Origin of the sequence: Pseudomonas sp. NFACC46-3 (assembly GCF_900114515.1) — a bacterium.
Classification (GTDB): Bacteria; Pseudomonadota; Gammaproteobacteria; order Pseudomonadales; family Pseudomonadaceae; genus Aquipseudomonas; species Aquipseudomonas fluorescens_Q.
In genome coordinates this window covers 649844-667225 of the sequence record NZ_FOTH01000001.1, presented here as the reverse complement: position 1 = coordinate 667225, position 17382 = coordinate 649844, and the positions used below count along the sequence as shown (strand labels likewise).

The window sequence follows — 17382 nt, the reverse complement described above, 5'->3', positions numbered from 1 at the left end:
ATGTTCAAGACCGGTCATCCATCCGGCCCTGTCATGAACGAGGTGCCTATGAACGACGATCCCGCAAACACCCAGCAACAAGGCCAGACGCAAACCCCGTCCCCGCGCAATGACCCGGCGATCGATCCCAAGCTTGCGGCGGACTCATCGGACACCCAGTCCGTCAGCCCCGCCGGGACTGACCAGGCCCAGAGCGCGGCCCCGGAGGTCGATCAGAAGAATCTTCATCGGGACAACGACAATACCTTCAGCCCTGGCTTCGAGCCGGATCCAGATCGGCCGAAGTCCGGCGAAAGCACGGATGCGGATATCGACACCGACGGTGGTTAACCGCTAACCCGATTTGTCGGAACAGTGGTGCTGATGAGTCGTTTGGCGCTTGGGCTGCCTCAGTGCCTGCCTTTCCAGCGGTCCAAGGCAATCAGCACCAGAGACACCACGACGAATCCCAGCAGTACCATCACCGCATTAAGGAACACCCGGGGGTAACCCAGCGTGTCCACTTCGATAAAGGGATAGGGGTAGGCGCCGACAAAGTAACCACGCACCAAGGCGTAGATGAAATAGACCAGCGGATAGATCAGCCACGGCCAGACATCTTGCCATTGCAAAGTGCCCTTGGGCACGCAGAACCACCAATAGACCACGAACAGCACCGGCATCACGTCATGCAGCAATTCGTCGGCCACCCACTGCAAGCCCTGGGGGTTCCAGACATTGCGCAGCAGCAGGTTGTACGCCACCCCCACGAGTATGATGGCAGCGGCTACACCGCCCTGGACCGTGGGCTTGAGAAAGAATCGCCGCAGCGCCGAATCCCCTGAGGTGGCCGCACAGGTCAGTACCACTGCCACCAGGATATTGGTCAGCACCGTAAAATAACTAAAGAAGATGTCTACTCCGCCCCACAGGCTCTTGCCGCCCTGCCAGCGCGAAGTCAGGATCAGGTAGAGCTGGAGGATCAATGCGAACCATCCCAGCAGTGCGGCAATTTTCACCGCGATACCGCCACCGCTTTGCGTTAACACCGGTTCATCGCTCATGACTTGGCTCCTGCTTCGCGGCACCTGCGACTGCAAAGCCCCAAGAGGTTGGATGCTTGTATCAGCAGGATGGTCTTGAGCAAGACCCTAGGAGCGTGGGTTGCAATATTCTACTGTCAGAAATGACAGTGCTGACCAGCGGTAGCCATGAACACCGATGGACTTGGGTTGAATAAGGCCATCTTCATGAAGACGGCCCTTATTCTGTGCCTCAGGATTACTTGCTCGGATGAGCAGCCTGCAGTTTCTTGGCTTCTTCCAGGTGATGTTGCAGGTCTGGCAGCATCTTCTGGGCGAACGCCTTGAGTTCGGTATTGCCAGCCTTCTTATCGTCGGTAACGGTTTCGGCTTCTTTCTTGAACAGGACGATGGTTTCTTCGTGGGCCTTGACCTGGTTGTTGGCATAGGCCGCATCAAAAGACTCATCGCGCACGTCGAGAATCTTCGCCTTGGCTTTTTTCATCAACGTGGTGTCGTCGGGTACCTCGATGTCATGTTTTTGCGCCAGGGCTTTCAGCTCTTCGTTGGCCTTGGTGTGGTCAGTGATCATCTTGTTGGCGAATGCCTTGATGTCCGCCGATTGGCTTTTTTCCAAGGCCAGTCTGCTGGTCTCGATTTCTGCAATTCCACCGGCCGCCGCGTTATCGACAAAGTCGTTGGAAGTCGCGGCCCATGCCATGCCCGTGCTGGTACTCAGGGCAACTGCCAGGCCGAGTTGACGCAGGGTGAATCTGTCCATAGGTAAGTCTCCACACAAGTTGAACGAGCGATTCTTGTCGTCTCTGTTCAATGGAGGGAGACGTACCGGCAAAGGTTTGATCGCCAAGCGATCCGGCACGACGAACGGTCACCGCTGGTCGGATTGGCGGTCGACAGAACCCCGTCGACGAGGCCATCCTGATCATCGATGAGCGCTGTAAAGGCGTCTTCCACCGACCCACTGAAGGAGGTGTTCCATGCCGGTGTCCCACGATTTGTGCCAGGACCTGAACTGCACAAAAGACCACATCCAGCAAAAACGCAGCGAGGATCCGAGGCTCGACTCGTTACTTCAGAAATATTCCCAACTTGATGCCGAGGTCGTTGACGCTGAAAAACCATCATCGCCGGGGCTGTCCGACGATGTCCTGGAGACGCTCAAGAAGAAACGCTTGCTGCTCAAGGATAAGATTGCAGACAAATTGAAGGAGCCGTGAGGCTGGCCTGCCTGAGGGGCCCTTTTTGAAGGGCCCTGAACGTGTAGGGCGAAACTCAATGAACCCGTGGCGAGGGAGCTTGCTCCCGCTGGGCTGCGCAGCAGCCCCAAAACCATTCGACACGGGGCACCCGGAAAAACGCTTTGGCAGGTTTTACACTTTTGTGGCAAGGGGATTTATCAGGTCAATGGATCCCAGCGCTGCGACCAGTCGCTGCCGGTCTTGACGATCTCTCGCAACACCTCGAATGCCTGCTGCAACGCCGCTGAATCCCGATCGCGGGAGTAGACCAGGTAGGTGGGGTAGTTGAATTCCGGTGCCTTGGGCACCCGTTCCAGGATGCCGCTGTCCAGGTAGCTCTGCACGACTCGGGTGCGGAAGTAGCCGCTGCCGCCGTTTTCCAGGATGTACTGCAGGGCCAGGGGGCCGAGGTTGAAGGTCACGGCGGCCTTGGCCTTGTCCGGTAGCGCGGTGTCGTGTTGGCGCCGGAAGTCAGCACTCCAGTCGATGTACACGTAGGGCTCGGGACGGGCGGCCAGGCGTACCAGGATGAGTTTCTCTTCCAGCAGCTGTTCTACCTGCAGGCGCGGCCAGTATTCGGGTTGATAGACCACTGCCGCGTCCAGCAGACCCAGCTCCAGCTGTTGTAGCAGTTTCTCGCCGTCGCGGATGTCCATGCGCAGGGCATGGCCGGGAATTTTCTGGCGCAGCTCGCCGGCCCAGGCGAGCATCAAGGGATTGCACAGGCTGACCTCGCCCCCCAGGTGCAAGACGTTGCGATAGCCCTCGGGCAGTGGCAGGTCCCGACGGGCCGCTTCCCAGGTCTGCACGAGCTGGTTGGCGTAGACCACAAACGCCTCGCCATCGCTGGTCAAGCGCGCGCCGGCACGATTGCGTACGAACAGCGCGCAGCCAAGCTGGCTTTCGAGCTTCTGGACCCGGGCGGTGATCGCCGTCTGGGTCACGTGCAGCTTTTCGGCCGCTGCAGCGAGGCTGCCGTGGCGGACGATTTCCAGGAAGGTGCGGGCGAGATCGATGTCCATGTTCAGGCCGATACGGGGGAAGCGGGCATTGTAAGAGCTGCCGCGCCTCGCCGATACCGGACATTATTGGACGGCTTGGACCTGTGCCGTTCGTGCCCAAGGGGCGACCAGGCGTTCTGGCGTGCGGCAGGCCTTGTGCTTGAAGACGAAACCACGGCACTTGTCGGCGAAGCCGTGGCGATTGTCCACCATGTCATGTCGCATCTGCGCGAGCTCACCCTCGCGGCACGCCTGGATCGCTGACAGGCTCCGCTCGGCCTTGCGAACCCGGATGCTTTCATAGTTCGGATCGAGCAGCGCACTGTTGGCTCGTTGCAGCAGCCACAGGCCGAACTCGTCGGGGCAGCGTGGTCCGATCTCCTGGACCATGCCGTAGCGCAATGCCTGGAGGGCGCTGATCGGCAGGCAGTCCCGGGTGAGTTTCCAGGCCATGTCCGGCCCGACCGCGCGGGGCAGGCTGTAGGTCCAGTATTCAGAGCCGTACAGGCCCATGGTCGCGTAGTGCGGGTTGAGCACGATGTCACGGCGCGCCAGCACGATATCGGCCGCCAGAGCCAACATCACACCGCCGGCCCCGGCGTTACCCGTCAGACCGCTGACCACCAGTTGCCGTGCGCTGAACAACTCAAGGCAAACGTCATCGATGGCCTGTATGTTGGCCCAGGCCTCCAGGCCGGGTTCGGCGGCGGCCTGGATAACGTTCAGGTGCACGCCGTTGGAAAAGCTCCCGCGCCCGCCGCGGATCAACAGCACCTGGGTGTCCCGGGACTTGGCCCAGCGCAATGCCGCCACCAGCCGTTGGCATTGCTCAGTGCTCATCGCCCCGTTATAGAACTCGAACGTCAGCTCTCCCACATGGCCGCATTCCCGGTAGCGAATGGGCTGATAAGACTCATCGCTGAACGGCTGGCGGGCCAGGGAGCCGTCGAGCACCGGGACGCCTTCGAGGCGGTTCGACAAAACATGGCGCGCCGGACGCTTGAAGGTCCGGTCGCCGGGCTGCGGCTTGCGGCGCAGGGCGCCGATCCACAGGCTTGTATCCCCTGTCGCCACCAACACCGCATCGTCACGCACGGCCAGCAGTTCGCCGGGCAGGCCGTGGCGAACGTCCGGATGGGCGTCGTACAGGTAAAACTGTTCGCCGGCCAGGCTCGCGAGTACGCCGGGTTGACCGTCGGCCGCGTCGATGCAGCGCTTGATGAAAGCGCTGCTGTCGTGCCAGCTGAAGGTGCGATGGGCCTGGGTCATGTTCGGTTGCAGGCGTCCGACCACGTCATGACGGCCATAGTCCAGTGGCACCGGGATGAAACCGTCAAGGTACTTCTCCACGACCTCGCGGATGCAACGAATGGCGGCGTCGCTGACCGGGCCGTTATACAGCTCGGATTTGCGCAGGCCTTGGGGCAGGTCGAATTCGCACGTGGCCCAGACTGGCCCGGCGTCCATTTCCTCTACCGCCTGCAATGCCGTGACGCCCCAGCGCTCGGGCTGCCGAGTGATCGCCCAGTCCAGGGCGCTGGCGCCGCGGTCGCCGACAATTCCGGGATGAATGATCACCACCGGGCGCCGCGGATTGCGCCATAACTGCTCGGGTACACGGTCCTTGAGAAACGGGCAGATCACCAGGTGGGCGCCGCTTTCTTCGATTTGCCGGCAGACCGAGGCCGGATCGGTGAACAGCACGACGCTGGGGTGATAGCCGGCCTCGCGCAGGTCCAGCCAGGCGCGTTGGGTCAAGCCGTTGAAGGCACTCGACAGCAAAATGATCTTCAGTGTGGGCATGAGTCTCTCTTCCGTGAGATGAGCAGGCGCCGGCTCCCGATGAGCCGTCCCTGGCTTGATGGAAGCGCTACATTAGCGGCTGGGGGAGGAGCGACAACTGACAGGGATCAAGGTTGTGAGTGCAAGGCAGAATCAGCGCAGGGCAGAAACACGAATCCCGCCACGGGGGCGGGATTCGTTTGCAATCAGAGGCCCGCGAAGAACGCGAGCGCAGTCTCAGCCAGGGAACAGCTCGGACAGTTTCATGGCCAGCATCATGTCGCCTTCGGTACGCAGCTTGCCGCTCATGAACGCTTGCATGCCGTCGGTGCTGCCGTCGACGATGCCTTGCAGGGTTTCGCCGTCCATCACCAGGGTCACCTGGGCGTCCGGGTTTTCGCCTTCCTGCAGTTCGCAGGTGTTGTCCTTGACGACCAGCGAGAAATTCTTGGTATCGTCGATGCGGAAACCGAATACCAGATCCAGGCCGGCAGCGGCGGCTGGGTTGAACTTGGCTTTCATGGCTTGTACGGCGTCGGCTACGGAGGTCATGGTTTCGATCCTTATTTGGGTGGTACAGCAAGGGTCTACAGTAATCCGGACTCAGCGAAAGGTGATGAGGTCCGGGGCCTTCAGCAGTTGCAGGTGGGCATGGCTGTTGAAGGAAGCCAGGGCCACCTCGCGGCCCCTGAATTTCAGGTGGTTGAGCGAGGTGTTGACGATTTGCCAGTTCAGTTCGAAGGCCTGTCGGGCCGGTATCTGGGTGATCAGGTGGAGCAGGGCGGTGATGGTGCCGCCGGAGGTGAACACGGCGATTTTGTGGGTGTTGTCGGCTTGCTCCAGGATGCGCTGCAGGCCCGCGTGGACCCGCTCGACAAAACCCAGCCAGCTTTCCAGGCCCGGCGGGTCATACTGGCCGCTGAGCCAGCGTTCGACGATCAGCGCGAAGATGCGCTGGAATTCGGCGCGGTTCTGCGCAGCGTTGCGCAGGATATGCAGCGCCTCGGGCTCCTGGGGAAGCATGTCCGGCAGCAGGGCGCGAATGACCGCGTCGGCATCGAACTCGTTGAACGCGGTGTCGGTTTCCAGCCCGGGAACCGGTAACCCGGCGGCGGACATCTGTTCCAGCGCGCCGATGGCGGTATCCTGTTGGCGACGCAGGTCACCCGAGAGGCAGCGATCGAATACGACACCGAGCTCCGCCAGGTGGCCGCCGAGCACTTGCGCCTGGCGCACGCCATTGGGTGAAAGGACATCGTAGTCGTCCGCACCAAAGGAGGCCTGGCCATGTCGAATCAGATAGATACTGCCCACGTCCGCGTCATCCCGGTACGTTGAAGGTTTGGCGAGGTTATGGGGATGGCGGTGAGCTGTCAATGAAAAAACATACGCTTGTTTGAAATGCCCGTTGCAGCCTTGTCCTGCCTCGCTCGCGTTAACGTAACCACCGGTTTCATGACTGGTCGCGACGCAGCCGCATGGGTATGCTGGGACCGTTACGCGCCTGCGTTCAGTGGCACATTGCATTTAAGGAGTTGCTGTGGAGTTTTTCATCGAGTACGCCGGTTTCCTGGCCAAGACCGTGACGCTGGTGATCGCCATCCTGGTGGTGCTGGTCAGTTTTGCTGCGTTGCGCAGCAAGGGGCGGCGCAAGTCGACCGGTCAGTTGCAGGTGAGCAAACTCAACGATTTCTACAAGGGGCTACGTGAGCGCCTGGAACAGACGCTGCTGGACAAAGATCAGCTCAAGGCGCTGCGCAAGGCCGAAGGCAAGGCTGAAAAGGCCGGGAAGAAAAACAAGGACAAACCGGCGGCCAAGCCCCGGGTGTTCGTGCTGGATTTCGACGGTGACATCAAGGCCTCGGCCACCGAGAGCCTGCGTCATGAAATCACTGCGCTGCTGACCCTGGCGACGCCGAAGGATGAAGTAGTGCTGCGCCTGGAAAGTGGCGGCGGCATGGTCCACAGCTACGGCCTGGCCTCGTCGCAACTGGCGCGAATCCGTCAGGCCGGCGTGCCGTTGACGGTCTGCATCGACAAGGTCGCGGCCAGCGGTGGCTACATGATGGCGTGCATCGGCGAGAAGATCATCAGCGCTCCCTTCGCGATCCTGGGTTCCATCGGCGTCGTCGCGCAATTGCCCAACGTCAACCGGCTGCTGAAGAAACACGACATCGATTTCGAAGTGTTGACGGCCGGGGAATACAAACGCACGTTGACGGTGTTCGGCGAAAATACCGAGAAGGGCCGGGAGAAATTCCAGGAAGACCTGGATATTACCCATGAGCTGTTCAAGAACTTCGTGTCCAATTACCGCCCGCAACTGGCCATCGATGAAGTGGCGACCGGTGAGGTCTGGTTGGGTGTCGCGGCGCAGGGCAAGGGCTTGGTGGACGAGCTGAAAACCAGCGATGAATACCTGGCCGAACGCGCCAAGGGTGCCGAGCTGTACCACCTGCACTACGCCGAACGCAAAAGCCTGCAGGAACGCATCGGCATGGCGGCCAGCGGTTCGGTGGATCGTGTGCTGCTCAGTTGGTGGAGCCGCCTGACCCAGCAGCGGTTCTGGTAATCCGCGTAGCCCGCCCTCGCACGACCCCTGTGGAGCGGGCTGGGCCGCCACGGTGGTAGGACCATCAAATGAAAAAGCCCTGAACCGGTACACCCGGCTCAGGGCTTTTTCATAGGGCTGTCTCAGCGACGACGGAACAGCGGCAGCGGTTCGTCAGTGGCAGCCTGGTAGGTCACCGAGAAGTCCTTGAGGCTTTCGAGGGCCTCAAAGGGGTCTTTGTCGGCACGCAAGGCAAAGGCGTCGAAGCCGCAGCGGCGCATGTAGAACAACTGGTCGCGCAGTACGTCGCCAATCGCCCGCAACTCACCCTTGAAACCATAGCGGTCGCGCAGCAGGCGGGCGTTGGAGTAGCTGCGCCCGTCGGTGAAGGCCGGGAAGTTCAAGGCGATGACCTGCAACTGGTTGGCGTCCTCGCCGATTTCCTCGGCTTCCTCGTCGGCGTCCAGCCACACGCCCAGGCCGCCGTCGCGGGCCTTGAGGGCGTGGGCATGATCGCGCCACAAGGCCAGGGGCACGATCAGGTCGTCACAGTTGGAGATGCCATCGAGGGTCGCGTCCTTGGGCAGCAGGTGCCAGGTTTCGTCGATGACCTCGTTGTTCTTAATGATTCGCTGCATAGACGCGTTCCTTGAAGAGGTCGATGCCAATACGTTGGTAAGTGTCGATGAAACGCTCGTCTTCGGTACGTTGTTCGATGTACACGTCGATCAGCTTCTCGATCACGTCAGGCATATCGTCCTGGGCAAACGACGGGCCGAGGATCTTGCCCAGGCTGGCGTCGCGGCTACCGCTGCCGCCCAGGGAGACCTGGTAGAACTCTTCGCCTTTCTTGTCCACGCCCAGGATGCCGATGTGGCCGACGTGGTGGTGACCACAGGCGTTCATGCAGCCGGAAATGTTCAGGTCCAGCTCGCCGATGTCGAACAGGTAGTCCAGGTCGTCGAAGCGACGCTGGATCGATTCGGCGATAGGGATCGACTTGGCGTTGGCCAGGGAGCAGAAGTCGCCGCCCGGGCAGCAGATCATGTCGGTCAGCAGGCCGATGTTCGGGGTGGCGAAACCTTGCTCGCGCAACTCGCCCCAGAGGGTGAACAACTGGCTCTGTTCAACGTCCGCCAGGATGATGTTCTGCTCATGGGAGGTGCGCAGTTGGCCGAAGCTATAGCGCTCGGCCAGGTCGGCCACGGCGTCCAGTTGCTTGTCGGTGATGTCGCCCGGCGCGACGCCGGTTGGCTTCAGGGACAGGGTCACCGCGACATAACCCGGCTTCTTGTGGGCCAGGGTATTGCGGGTGCGCCAGCGGGCGAAGCCAGGGTGTTCCTTGTCGAGGGCAGCCAGCTCGGCGTCCTGATTGCCCAGCGCTTTGTACTGTGGGTCGACAAAGTGCTTGGCGACGCGATGCACTTCTGCTTCGGTCAGGGTGGTCTGGCCGCCACGCAGGTGAGCCATCTCGGCTTCGACCTTCTCGGCGAACACTTCAGGCGTGAGGGCCTTGACCAGGATCTTGATCCGCGCCTTGTATTTGTTGTCGCGACGGCCGTAGCGGTTGTATACCCGCAGGATGGCGTCGAGGTAGCTCAGCAGGTCCTGCCACGGCAGGAACTCGTTGATGAACGCGCCGACCACCGGCGTACGCCCCAGGCCACCGCCCACCAGTACACGGAAGCCCAACTCGCCGGCCGCGTTGTAGACCGTCTCCAGGCCAATGTCGTGGACTTCGATGGCCGCACGGTCAGAGGTCGAGCCGTTGATGGCGATCTTGAACTTGCGTGGCAGGTAGGCGAATTCCGGGTGGAACGTCGTCCACTGGCGGACAATCTCGCACCACGGGCGCGGGTCGATCAACTCGTCGGCTGCGACACCGGCGAACTGGTCGGTGGTGACGTTGCGCAGGCAGTTGCCGCTGGTCTGGATCGCGTGCATCTGCACGGTGGCCAGTTCGGCGAGGATCTCGGGCACATCTTCCAGGGCTGGCCAGTTGTACTGGACGTTCTGCCGGGTACTGATGTGGGCGTAGCCCTTGTCGTAGTCGCGGGCGATTTGCGCCAGCTTGCGCACCTGGCGCGAAGTCAGCTGGCCATAAGGCACAGCCACCCGCAGCATCGGGGCGAAGCGCTGGATATACAGGCCATTCTGCAAGCGCAGAGGGCGGAATTCTTCTTCGCTCAGCTCGCCTGCCAGATAGCGTCGGGTCTGATCACGGAACTGCTTGACGCGGTCCTCGATGATCCGCTGATCGTACTCGTCATATACGTACATATAAGTCTCGGTCTCAGGCTTGGGCCGATCAGAAACAGCTGCATGTTGGCTCGCTGGAATCGGGTTCTGCCTCGGCAATTCTGCGCGCACGGCCGCGCACTCCTAGAGGAGCCGGTGCAAGATACCTGTTTTGAGTTATGCGCAAAAGTGATGTTTGAGTATATGTAAAGAACCAAATCGACTAATGAGATTGATTATTGCCTAACCCACATTTGTCGTGCGGGCAATCATCGTCTTAACTGTGGTCGAGTCCCTATGCAATCACCTACAAAACCGACAAGAGGCGATGCAATGAGCAATCCGACCAAAGCAAGGAAAAGCGACAGTACCGTTGATGCCTGGGCCATTTTGTTCCTGATTATCCTGGTGGTGGGCACCGCAGTGTTCTGGGTCAGTCATCAATAGGTTCGAGCCGTTGCCAGCTACATGAAGGTCTCGCGTTCATGTGCCCGTTCGCCACCCGGGTCGTTATACTGGGTGGCGTATTATTCAGGGCGGGCGGGATGTTTAAGTTTATCTGCAGGCTGGTAGCGTTGTTATGCCTGTCATTCTGGTTACCGGTGCACGCCGCCGGCGCTGTTTCTCCTTCAGCCCAGGTGAGGGCTGCGACTTCGGTGGTGTTCCTCAATCCGGGGCGTTCGACCGAGACGTTCTGGGTCAGCTATAGCGAGTTCATGCAGGCCGCGGCTAATGGCTTGGGGTTGCGCCTGCGCGTGGAGTACGCCGAGCGCGATCCCGAGCGCATGATCCGCCAGGCTCAAGACGTCATCACGTCGGTTGACCGTCCGGACTACCTGGTGCTGGTGAACGAACAGTATGTTGCCCCGCGCATCCTGCAATTGGCCCAGGGTAGCGGGATCAAGCTGTTCCTGGTGAACAACACGCTGACCAGCGACCAGACCCGCCTGCTGGCACAGCAAGGCGCGCCGCCTGCCGAACTGCTTGGCAGCCTGGTGCCCGACGACGAGCGCAGTGGCTACCTGATGCTCACCGAGCTGTTGCGCCAGCATGGGCCGCTGGCGCCTGGGCAAACCCTCGACCTGTTGGCATTTTCCGGAAAGAAGTCCACGCCTTCGGCGCAACTGCGTGAGAAAGGTCTGTACCGGGCGCTGGCCGAGCATCCACAGGTACACCTGCGCCAGTTGGTCTATGGCGAGTGGAATCGCGAGCGCTCCTACGAGCAGGCCAGCCAACTGGCCAAGCGGTATCCGCAGACCGCGTTGGTGTGGTCCGCCAACGATGAGATGGCCCTGGGCGCCATGCAGGCGTTCGAGGAGGCGGGTCGCCAGCCAGGCAAGGATGTGTTGTTCAGCGCCATGAACAGTTCCAGGGCGGCGCTCCAGGCCCGCATCGACGGGCGCTTGAGCGTGCTGTTCACCGGGCACTTCAGCTTGGGAGGGTGGGCCATGGTGCTACTCCATGATCACGCCCGGGGCACTGACCTCGCGCGTCATGGCGGCTACAACCAGCAGATCGACCTGATGCAATCGCTCGATCCGGCCCGCGCTCGAGCGTGGCTGAACATGGATCCTGCCAAGGACTATCGCCTGGATTTCAAGCGCTTCAGCCTGGTGTCTCGCCCGGATGGCGAGCGCTATGCCTTTTCGCTCGATGGGCTGGGGCGTCGCTAGCCTCGGCCCGGATTGCAGGCAAGCTGTCCATAATGATCTGTGGATACTAAGTGTTCACACACCCGCAAAGTACAACACCAAATTAACGATCCCATACAACGTCAACCCGAAAATGACCGTAAACAGGATGCCGAGGATCACGAAGTGACTCGGCTTTCCATGGGTAAAGTCCCGGGCGCGGTTTTTCCCGCTTTGCACGCCAAAGGCCGCCGCCCCCACGCTGTGCAGCATTTGCAACAGAGTGGGTGGCTTATTGTCGGTTGGATCGTCCATAAATCCCTCGTCTGTCATGTGTGTGGGACAAGCATAGACAAAAGATCTCGATCCGCGGTGGCCTCAGTCATGGATCTCTGGCGCCCGGTTTTCCCCCAACGCCTTGGCAGACAGAAAATCAGTCAACCTAAGCCTTCCTGACCCGTGTCGCTACTGGTACTTCTGTCAGTATCCGCTTCGGTGGGATTGGATCACGCTGATGACTCCTGTCACTTGCGGAGATATCAGCCATGAACGTCCGAAGCTCGTTCACGGCCACGGTTTTTTACCGTTGGGCTACGGCTACGCTGGTTTTCCTCTTGGGGTTGCCGGTAAGCAATGCGGCAACCGAAAGCCAAGAGAACACACCTCAACCGACGTCGGCGAGTGTTTATGCCAATGCGATTGGCGATGCCCGCTTTGAACGTTCGGCGATACACGTTGAGCAGGGCTATACGATTGAAAGTGGCAATTTGTATGCCCGTGATGGGAAGGCAGGCTCGCTGGTGGTGGTTCGGTCTCCGGAGGGGGCGGTCGTTGGGATTGTCAACGAGCCCGATAAGCATGGCTTGTTAAAAGTTGACCCCCAGGGGCGCCTTACATTCATTGCCGAGCCAGCTGAAGACTTGTTGGAAAACGATACGGTCAAATCACGGGAAGATCCTGCTCCTCCGGAGGCGGCCAGTGACGGGCACTCTTATATTGATATGCTCTTCGCTTATTCTGCCAATGCGCTGAATCAGCTGGAGGTCGATCCCATTGCTCACGCGCTTGCACAGGTTGAAATGGTCAATCTCAGCTTACGAAACTCGCGCGTCGGGGAAGTTTCATTGCGACTCGGTGCCGTCAGCGTTTTTGATGTGCCTTACAATACCAGTAACGAGGGATTGACCAATTGGCAAGATCTTCTCAGCCCCTATCGGGACCGGTACAAAACCGATGTGAACGCGGCCATTGCGACGGGTACCAGCCAAGAGCAGGGAAGCGCCTATTTTCGTGGATATTCAAGCGTCAGCGCCTGGTATGCACCCACCACTTTTACCCATGAGATGGGACATAACGTCGGAGGGGACCATTGCGAAGAGGCAAACGGTTCGGACTACAACTATGGCTACAATAACGGCAAAACCAAAACCAATATGTGTACCGGTAGTCGATCCCTCTACTATTCGACACCTGCCGTCAATGATACTTACGGCTTGCCGATAGGGAATGCAAGGACGGCCGACATGGCACGCGTCTGGCGTGAGAGTGCGGCGCGATTGACGGGTTACAAGCCGGAACTGCCAGGTCTGCGTATGCTGGTCGTCAGCGGTCTCCATAATCAGGCGTCTACTTACATCCGGATTCCTGGAATAGAGCGACTTTACATGGGCGGGATCGTTGCTCTGTCAGCCGATGTGGGTCCTACAGAGCTGGCGCCAGGAACAGATGAAAAGTTCACGATGCTGAGGGTGAAGTTGTTCAATGCGGTAGGTAATGAAGTGGTCGTTAAGTTACGGGGGATTCGCGTTCAAGAGGAAAATGGTTGGCGGGAAAATATGAACAGTAAGCGTTTTCTCGGAGCGCTCGGCCCCATGGTTGGGCTTGAAATACAATACGATGTTCGGGATAACGTAGCGCTTCCGGCGGGATACTATAATGGATTGTTGCAGTTGGAGGCTCGAAGGGCTAATTCCGATTGGAAGGAACCGATAAATATAATTGTCTCGGTGAAGAAGTAAATAAAGCGGTGGCGTCAGTATTTTATCGCGGTGTTTTGCGTTGGAAGCGCTGCTGGGCTTTCGAAAGACGACAGTTGAGTCCTGAAAATCGCAGCCTTCGGCAACGACAGGATTATGTATCCATGCAGTTGACGAAGGCTGCGGTCTGTTTGGGCCAAGATCTTATATCAGCTGTCATACCCCAAATTAGGCGATAACCAACGCTCCGTCACACTCAACTCCTGGCCTTTACGCGCGGTATAGCTCTGGACCTGGTCCTTATCGATCTTACCCACCGCAAAGTACTGCGCCTGGGGATGGGCGAAGTACCAGCCGCTGACCGCCGCTGCCGGGAACATCGCGTAGTGTTCGGTGAGGAACACACCGCTGCGCCCGGCCTTCAGTTCGCTGGCCTCGGGGTCGAGCAGGCGGAACAGGGTGGCTTTCTCGGTGTGGTCCGGGCAGGCCGGGTAACCGGGGGCAGGGCGGATGCCGGTGTATTGCTCCTTGATCAGGGCGTCGTTGTCCAGGCTCTCGTCCTGGGCGTAGCCCCAATAATTTTTGCGCACTTGCTGGTGCAACCATTCGGCGCAGGCCTCGGCCAGACGGTCGGCGAGGGCCTTGACCATGATCGAGTTGTAGTCGTCGCCGGCCTCCTGATAGGCCTTGGCGACTTCTTCGGCGCCGATGCCGGCGGTGGTGATGAAACCGCCGACGTAATCGGTCACGCCGCTGTCCTTGGGCGCGACGAAGTCGGCCAGGGAGAAGTTGGGCTTGCCGTCGGTCTTGATGATCTGTTGGCGCAGGTGGTGCAGGCGCGCCAAGGGCTTGCCGTCGTCACCGTAGACTTCCAGGTCGTCGTCATGCACCTGGTTGGCCGGCCAGAAGCCGAACACCGCGCGAGCGCTGATGAGTTTCTCGTCGATCAGCTTGCGCAGCATGGCCCGGGCATCGGCGTACAGTGCGGTGGCGGCTTCGCCGACCACTTCGTCGGTGAGGATGCGTGGGTACTTGCCGGCCAGGTCCCAGGAAATGAAGAACGGCGTCCAGTCGATGTATTCGGCCAGGACGTTCAGGTCGATGTTATCCAGCACCTTGGCGCCGGTGAAGGTCGGCTTGACCGGCTGGTAGCTGCTCCAGTCGAACTGCGGCTTCTTGGCGATGGCCGCTGCATAGCTCAGGCGTTCGGTCCGAGCGCTGCGGTTGGATGTGCGCTCGCGCACGTCCATGTAGTCCAGGCGGGTTTTCTCGACGAAAGCCGGCTTGAGTTCCTTGGACAGCAACTGGGTCGCCACGCCCACGGCACGGGAGGCATCGGTGACGTAGATCACCGCGTCGTTGCTGTACTTGGGCTCGATCTTTACCGCCGTGTGGGCCTTGGAGGTGGTGGCCCCGCCAATCATCAGCGGCAGGTGGAAATCCTGGCGTTGCATCTCCCGCGCCACATGCACCATTTCATCCAGGGACGGGGTGATCAGGCCGGACAGGCCGATGATGTCGCACTTCTGTTCCTTGGCCACCTGCAGGATCTTCTCCGCCGGCACCATCACGCCCAGGTCGACGATGTCATAGCCGTTGCAACCGAGCACCACGCCGACGATGTTCTTGCCGATGTCATGCACGTCGCCCTTGACCGTGGCCATCAGGATCTTGCCCTTGGCTTCTGGCTTGTCGCCTTTTTCCGCCTCGATGAACGGAATCAGGTGGGCCACCGCCTGCTTCATCACCCGGGCGGATTTCACCACCTGGGGCAGGAACATCTTACCGGCGCCAAACAGGTCGCCGACGATGTTCATGCCGGCCATCAGCGGGCCTTCAATGACCTCGATCGGTCGGGCGAACGACAGTCGCGATTCTTCGGTGTCTTCGACGATGTGGGTGGTGATGCCCTTGACCAGGGCATGTTCCAGGCGCTTGTTCACTTCCCAGCCGCGCCATTCCTCGGTTTCCGCTTCCTTGACGCTGCCGTCGCCCTTGTACTTGTCGGCGATGGCGAGGAGGGCGTCGGTGCCTTCGGGGGTACGGTTGAGGATCACGTCTTCCACGGCGTCGCGCAGTTCCACCGGGATCTGGTCGTAGATCTCCAGTTGGCCGGCGTTGACGATGCCCATGGTCAGGCCCGCGCGGATCGCATACAGCAGGAACACCGAGTGGATCGCCTCGCGCACCGGGTTGTTGCCACGGAACGAGAAGGACACGTTGGACACGCCGCCGGAGGTCAGCGCGTAGGGCAGTTCGTCGCGGATGTAGGCGCAGGCGTTGATGAAATCCACGGCATAGTTGTTGTGCTCTTCGATACCGGTGGCGACGGCGAAGATGTTCGGGTCGAAAATGATGTCTTCCGGCGGGAAGCCGACTTCATTGACCAGGATGTCATAGGAGCGCTTGCAGATTTCCTTCTTGCGCGCCTCGGTGTCGGCCTGGCCGGCTTCGTCGAACGCCATCACCACCACGGCGGCGCCGTAGCGCTTGCACAGCTTGGCGTGATGGATGAACTGCTCGACACCTTCCTTCATGCTGATGGAGTTGACGATGCCCTTGCCCTGGATGCACTTGAGGCCGGCCTCGATCACTTCCCACTTGGAGGAGTCGATCATGATCGGCACGCGGGAGATGTCCGGTTCGCCGGCAATCAGATTGAGGAAGGTCACCATGGCCTTCTTCGAATCGAGCATGCCCTCGTCCATGTTGATGTCGATCACCTGGGCGCCGGCCTCGACCTGCTGCAGTGCCACTTCCAGCGCTTCGGTGTAGTTGTCCTCGCGGATCAACCGGGCGAACTTGGCGGAACCGGTGATGTTGGTCCGCTCGCCGACGTTGACGAACAGCGAGCTGCGATCGATGGTGAACGGTTCCAGGCCCGACAGGCGGCAGGCCCGGGGAATCTCTGGAATCGGCCGCGGGGCATAGCCGGCCACGGCCTTGGCGATGGCTTCGATGTGCGCCGGGGTGGTGCCGCAGCAACCGCCGACGATGTTCAGGAAGCCGCTCTGGGCGAATTCCTCGATGACTTTGGCGGTCTCGGCCGGCAATTCGTCGTATTCACCGAATTCGTTGGGCAGGCCGGCGTTCGGGTGCGCCGAGACGTGGGTATTGGCCTTGTTCGACAGCTCTTCCAGGTACGGGCGCAGCTCGCTAGCGCCGAGGGCGCAGTTCAAGCCCACGGAAATCGGCTTGGCGTGGGCCACGGAGTTCCAGAAGGCTTCGGTGGTCTGGCCGGACAGGGTACGACCGGACGCATCGGTGATGGTGCCGGAGATCATGATCGGCAGTTCGACGCCCAACTCTTCATAAACACCCTGCACGGCGAAAATCGCTGCCTTGGCATTGAGTGTGTCGAAAATGGTTTCGATCAGGATCAGGTCGGCACCGCCTTCGATCAGGCCCTTGGTGGCCTCGGTGTAGTTCTCCACCAGTTCGTCGAAGGTCACGTTGCGGTAGCCGGGGTTGTTCACGTCCGGCGACAGCGAGCAGGTGCGGCTGGTCGGGCCGAGTACGCCGGCAACGAACCGTGGCTTGTCCGGGGTTTCCAGGGTCTTGGCGTCAGCCACTTTACGGGCCAGGCGCGCGCCTTCCAGGTTCAGCTCGTAGGCCAGGCCTTGCATGCCGTAGTCGGCCTGGGACACCTGGGTGGCGTTGAAGGTGTTGGTTTCCAGGATGTCGGCGCCGGCATCCAGGTAGGCTTTTTCGATGGCGCCGATCACGTCCGGGCGGCTCAGCACCAGCAGGTCGTTGTTGCCCTTGACGTCGCTCGGCCAGTCGGCAAAACGCTTGCCACGGTAGTCCTGTTCTTCGAGCTTGTAGCTCTGGATCATCGTGCCCATGCCGCCGTCGAGGATCAGGATGCGCTCCTTGAGGGCTTGCTGGAGAAGATAAAGGCGAGCGCTGCGATCGGACATAGGACTACCTGGAAAAAAAGACC

Annotated in this window: 15 protein-coding genes; 5 read left to right on the top strand and 10 right to left on the bottom strand. The window is 60.3% G+C overall.

Annotated features, from left to right (window positions below):
- The first annotated feature begins 48 nt into the window (after positions 1-48).
- Positions 49-330 (top strand): hypothetical protein, encoded by a 282-nt coding sequence (locus BM300_RS02750; RefSeq protein WP_170862004.1) that lies wholly within the window; start codon positions 49-51, stop codon positions 328-330.
- A 59-nt stretch (positions 331-389) separates the two neighbouring features.
- On the opposite strand, the gene BM300_RS02745 is transcribed toward BM300_RS02750, so the two are convergent.
- Together BM300_RS02745 and BM300_RS02740 are read right to left on the bottom strand one after the other, a co-directional pair.
- Positions 390-1043 (bottom strand): Pr6Pr family membrane protein, encoded by a 654-nt coding sequence (locus BM300_RS02745; protein ID WP_092461952.1) that lies wholly within the window; start codon positions 1041-1043, stop codon positions 390-392.
- Between the two features lie 217 nt (positions 1044-1260).
- Entirely contained in the window at positions 1261-1782 is a 522-nt protein-coding gene (locus tag BM300_RS02740) for a DUF4142 domain-containing protein (protein WP_092344463.1), read from the bottom strand.
- A 217-nt stretch (positions 1783-1999) separates the two neighbouring features.
- Here BM300_RS02740 and BM300_RS02735 point away from each other — a divergent pair, with 217 nt between their 5' ends.
- Positions 2000-2239: a DUF465 domain-containing protein gene (locus BM300_RS02735; RefSeq protein ID WP_072347631.1), complete on the top strand. Its 240-nt coding sequence runs from the start codon at positions 2000-2002 to the stop codon at positions 2237-2239.
- Between the two features lie 179 nt (positions 2240-2418).
- On the opposite strand, the gene BM300_RS02730 is transcribed toward BM300_RS02735, so the two are convergent.
- The 4 genes from BM300_RS02730 to BM300_RS02715 all read right to left on the bottom strand — a co-directional run bounded on the left by BM300_RS02730 (position 2419) and on the right by BM300_RS02715 (position 6357).
- The gene (locus BM300_RS02730) at positions 2419-3282 is read right to left on the bottom strand and encodes a LysR family transcriptional regulator (protein ID WP_003200177.1); all 864 of its coding nucleotides are present in this window, start codon (positions 3280-3282) and stop codon (positions 2419-2421) included.
- A gap of 63 nt (positions 3283-3345) precedes the next feature.
- The gene (locus BM300_RS02725; protein WP_092223982.1) at positions 3346-5064 is read right to left on the bottom strand and encodes a hydrogenase maturation protein; all 1719 of its coding nucleotides are present in this window, start codon (positions 5062-5064) and stop codon (positions 3346-3348) included.
- Positions 5065-5280: 216 nt separating this feature from the next.
- The gene (locus BM300_RS02720) at positions 5281-5595 is read right to left on the bottom strand and encodes an SCP2 sterol-binding domain-containing protein (protein WP_063322011.1); all 315 of its coding nucleotides are present in this window, start codon (positions 5593-5595) and stop codon (positions 5281-5283) included.
- A gap of 51 nt (positions 5596-5646) precedes the next feature.
- A complete protein-coding gene (locus BM300_RS02715; RefSeq protein ID WP_092145585.1) occupies positions 5647-6357 on the bottom strand; it encodes a histidine phosphatase family protein in 711 nt (236 codons plus the stop codon).
- A 226-nt stretch (positions 6358-6583) separates the two neighbouring features.
- Between BM300_RS02715 and sohB the strand changes: the two genes are divergently transcribed.
- Positions 6584-7615, top strand: coding sequence for a protease SohB (gene sohB / locus BM300_RS02710; RefSeq protein WP_063322009.1), 1032 nt, complete (start codon positions 6584-6586; stop codon positions 7613-7615).
- Between the two features lie 122 nt (positions 7616-7737).
- On the opposite strand, the gene BM300_RS02705 is transcribed toward sohB, so the two are convergent.
- Positions 7738-8232: a DUF934 domain-containing protein gene (locus tag BM300_RS02705; protein ID WP_063322008.1), complete on the bottom strand. Its 495-nt coding sequence runs from the start codon at positions 8230-8232 to the stop codon at positions 7738-7740.
- A complete protein-coding gene (locus tag BM300_RS02700) occupies positions 8216-9874 on the bottom strand; it encodes a nitrite/sulfite reductase (RefSeq protein ID WP_092461950.1) in 1659 nt (552 codons plus the stop codon). The genes BM300_RS02705 and BM300_RS02700 overlap by 17 nt, the downstream gene beginning before the upstream one ends.
- 503 nt (positions 9875-10377) lie before the next feature.
- Here BM300_RS02700 and BM300_RS02695 point away from each other — a divergent pair.
- The gene (locus tag BM300_RS02695) at positions 10378-11505 is read left to right on the top strand and encodes an ABC transporter substrate-binding protein (protein ID WP_092461948.1); all 1128 of its coding nucleotides are present in this window, start codon (positions 10378-10380) and stop codon (positions 11503-11505) included.
- 54 nt (positions 11506-11559) lie between these two features.
- Here the strand turns inward: BM300_RS02695 and BM300_RS02690 are convergent, their stop codons facing one another.
- Positions 11560-11778: a DUF2970 domain-containing protein gene (locus BM300_RS02690; protein WP_072347696.1), complete on the bottom strand. Its 219-nt coding sequence runs from the start codon at positions 11776-11778 to the stop codon at positions 11560-11562.
- 230 nt (positions 11779-12008) lie between these two features.
- Between BM300_RS02690 and BM300_RS02685 the strand changes: the two genes are divergently transcribed.
- Entirely contained in the window at positions 12009-13481 is a 1473-nt protein-coding gene (locus tag BM300_RS02685; RefSeq protein ID WP_092461947.1) for a reprolysin-like metallopeptidase, read from the top strand.
- Between the two features lie 167 nt (positions 13482-13648).
- On the opposite strand, the gene metH is transcribed toward BM300_RS02685, so the two are convergent.
- Entirely contained in the window at positions 13649-17359 is a 3711-nt protein-coding gene (gene metH, locus BM300_RS02680) for a methionine synthase (RefSeq protein ID WP_092412625.1), read from the bottom strand.
- Between the last annotated feature and the right edge of the window lie 23 nt (positions 17360-17382).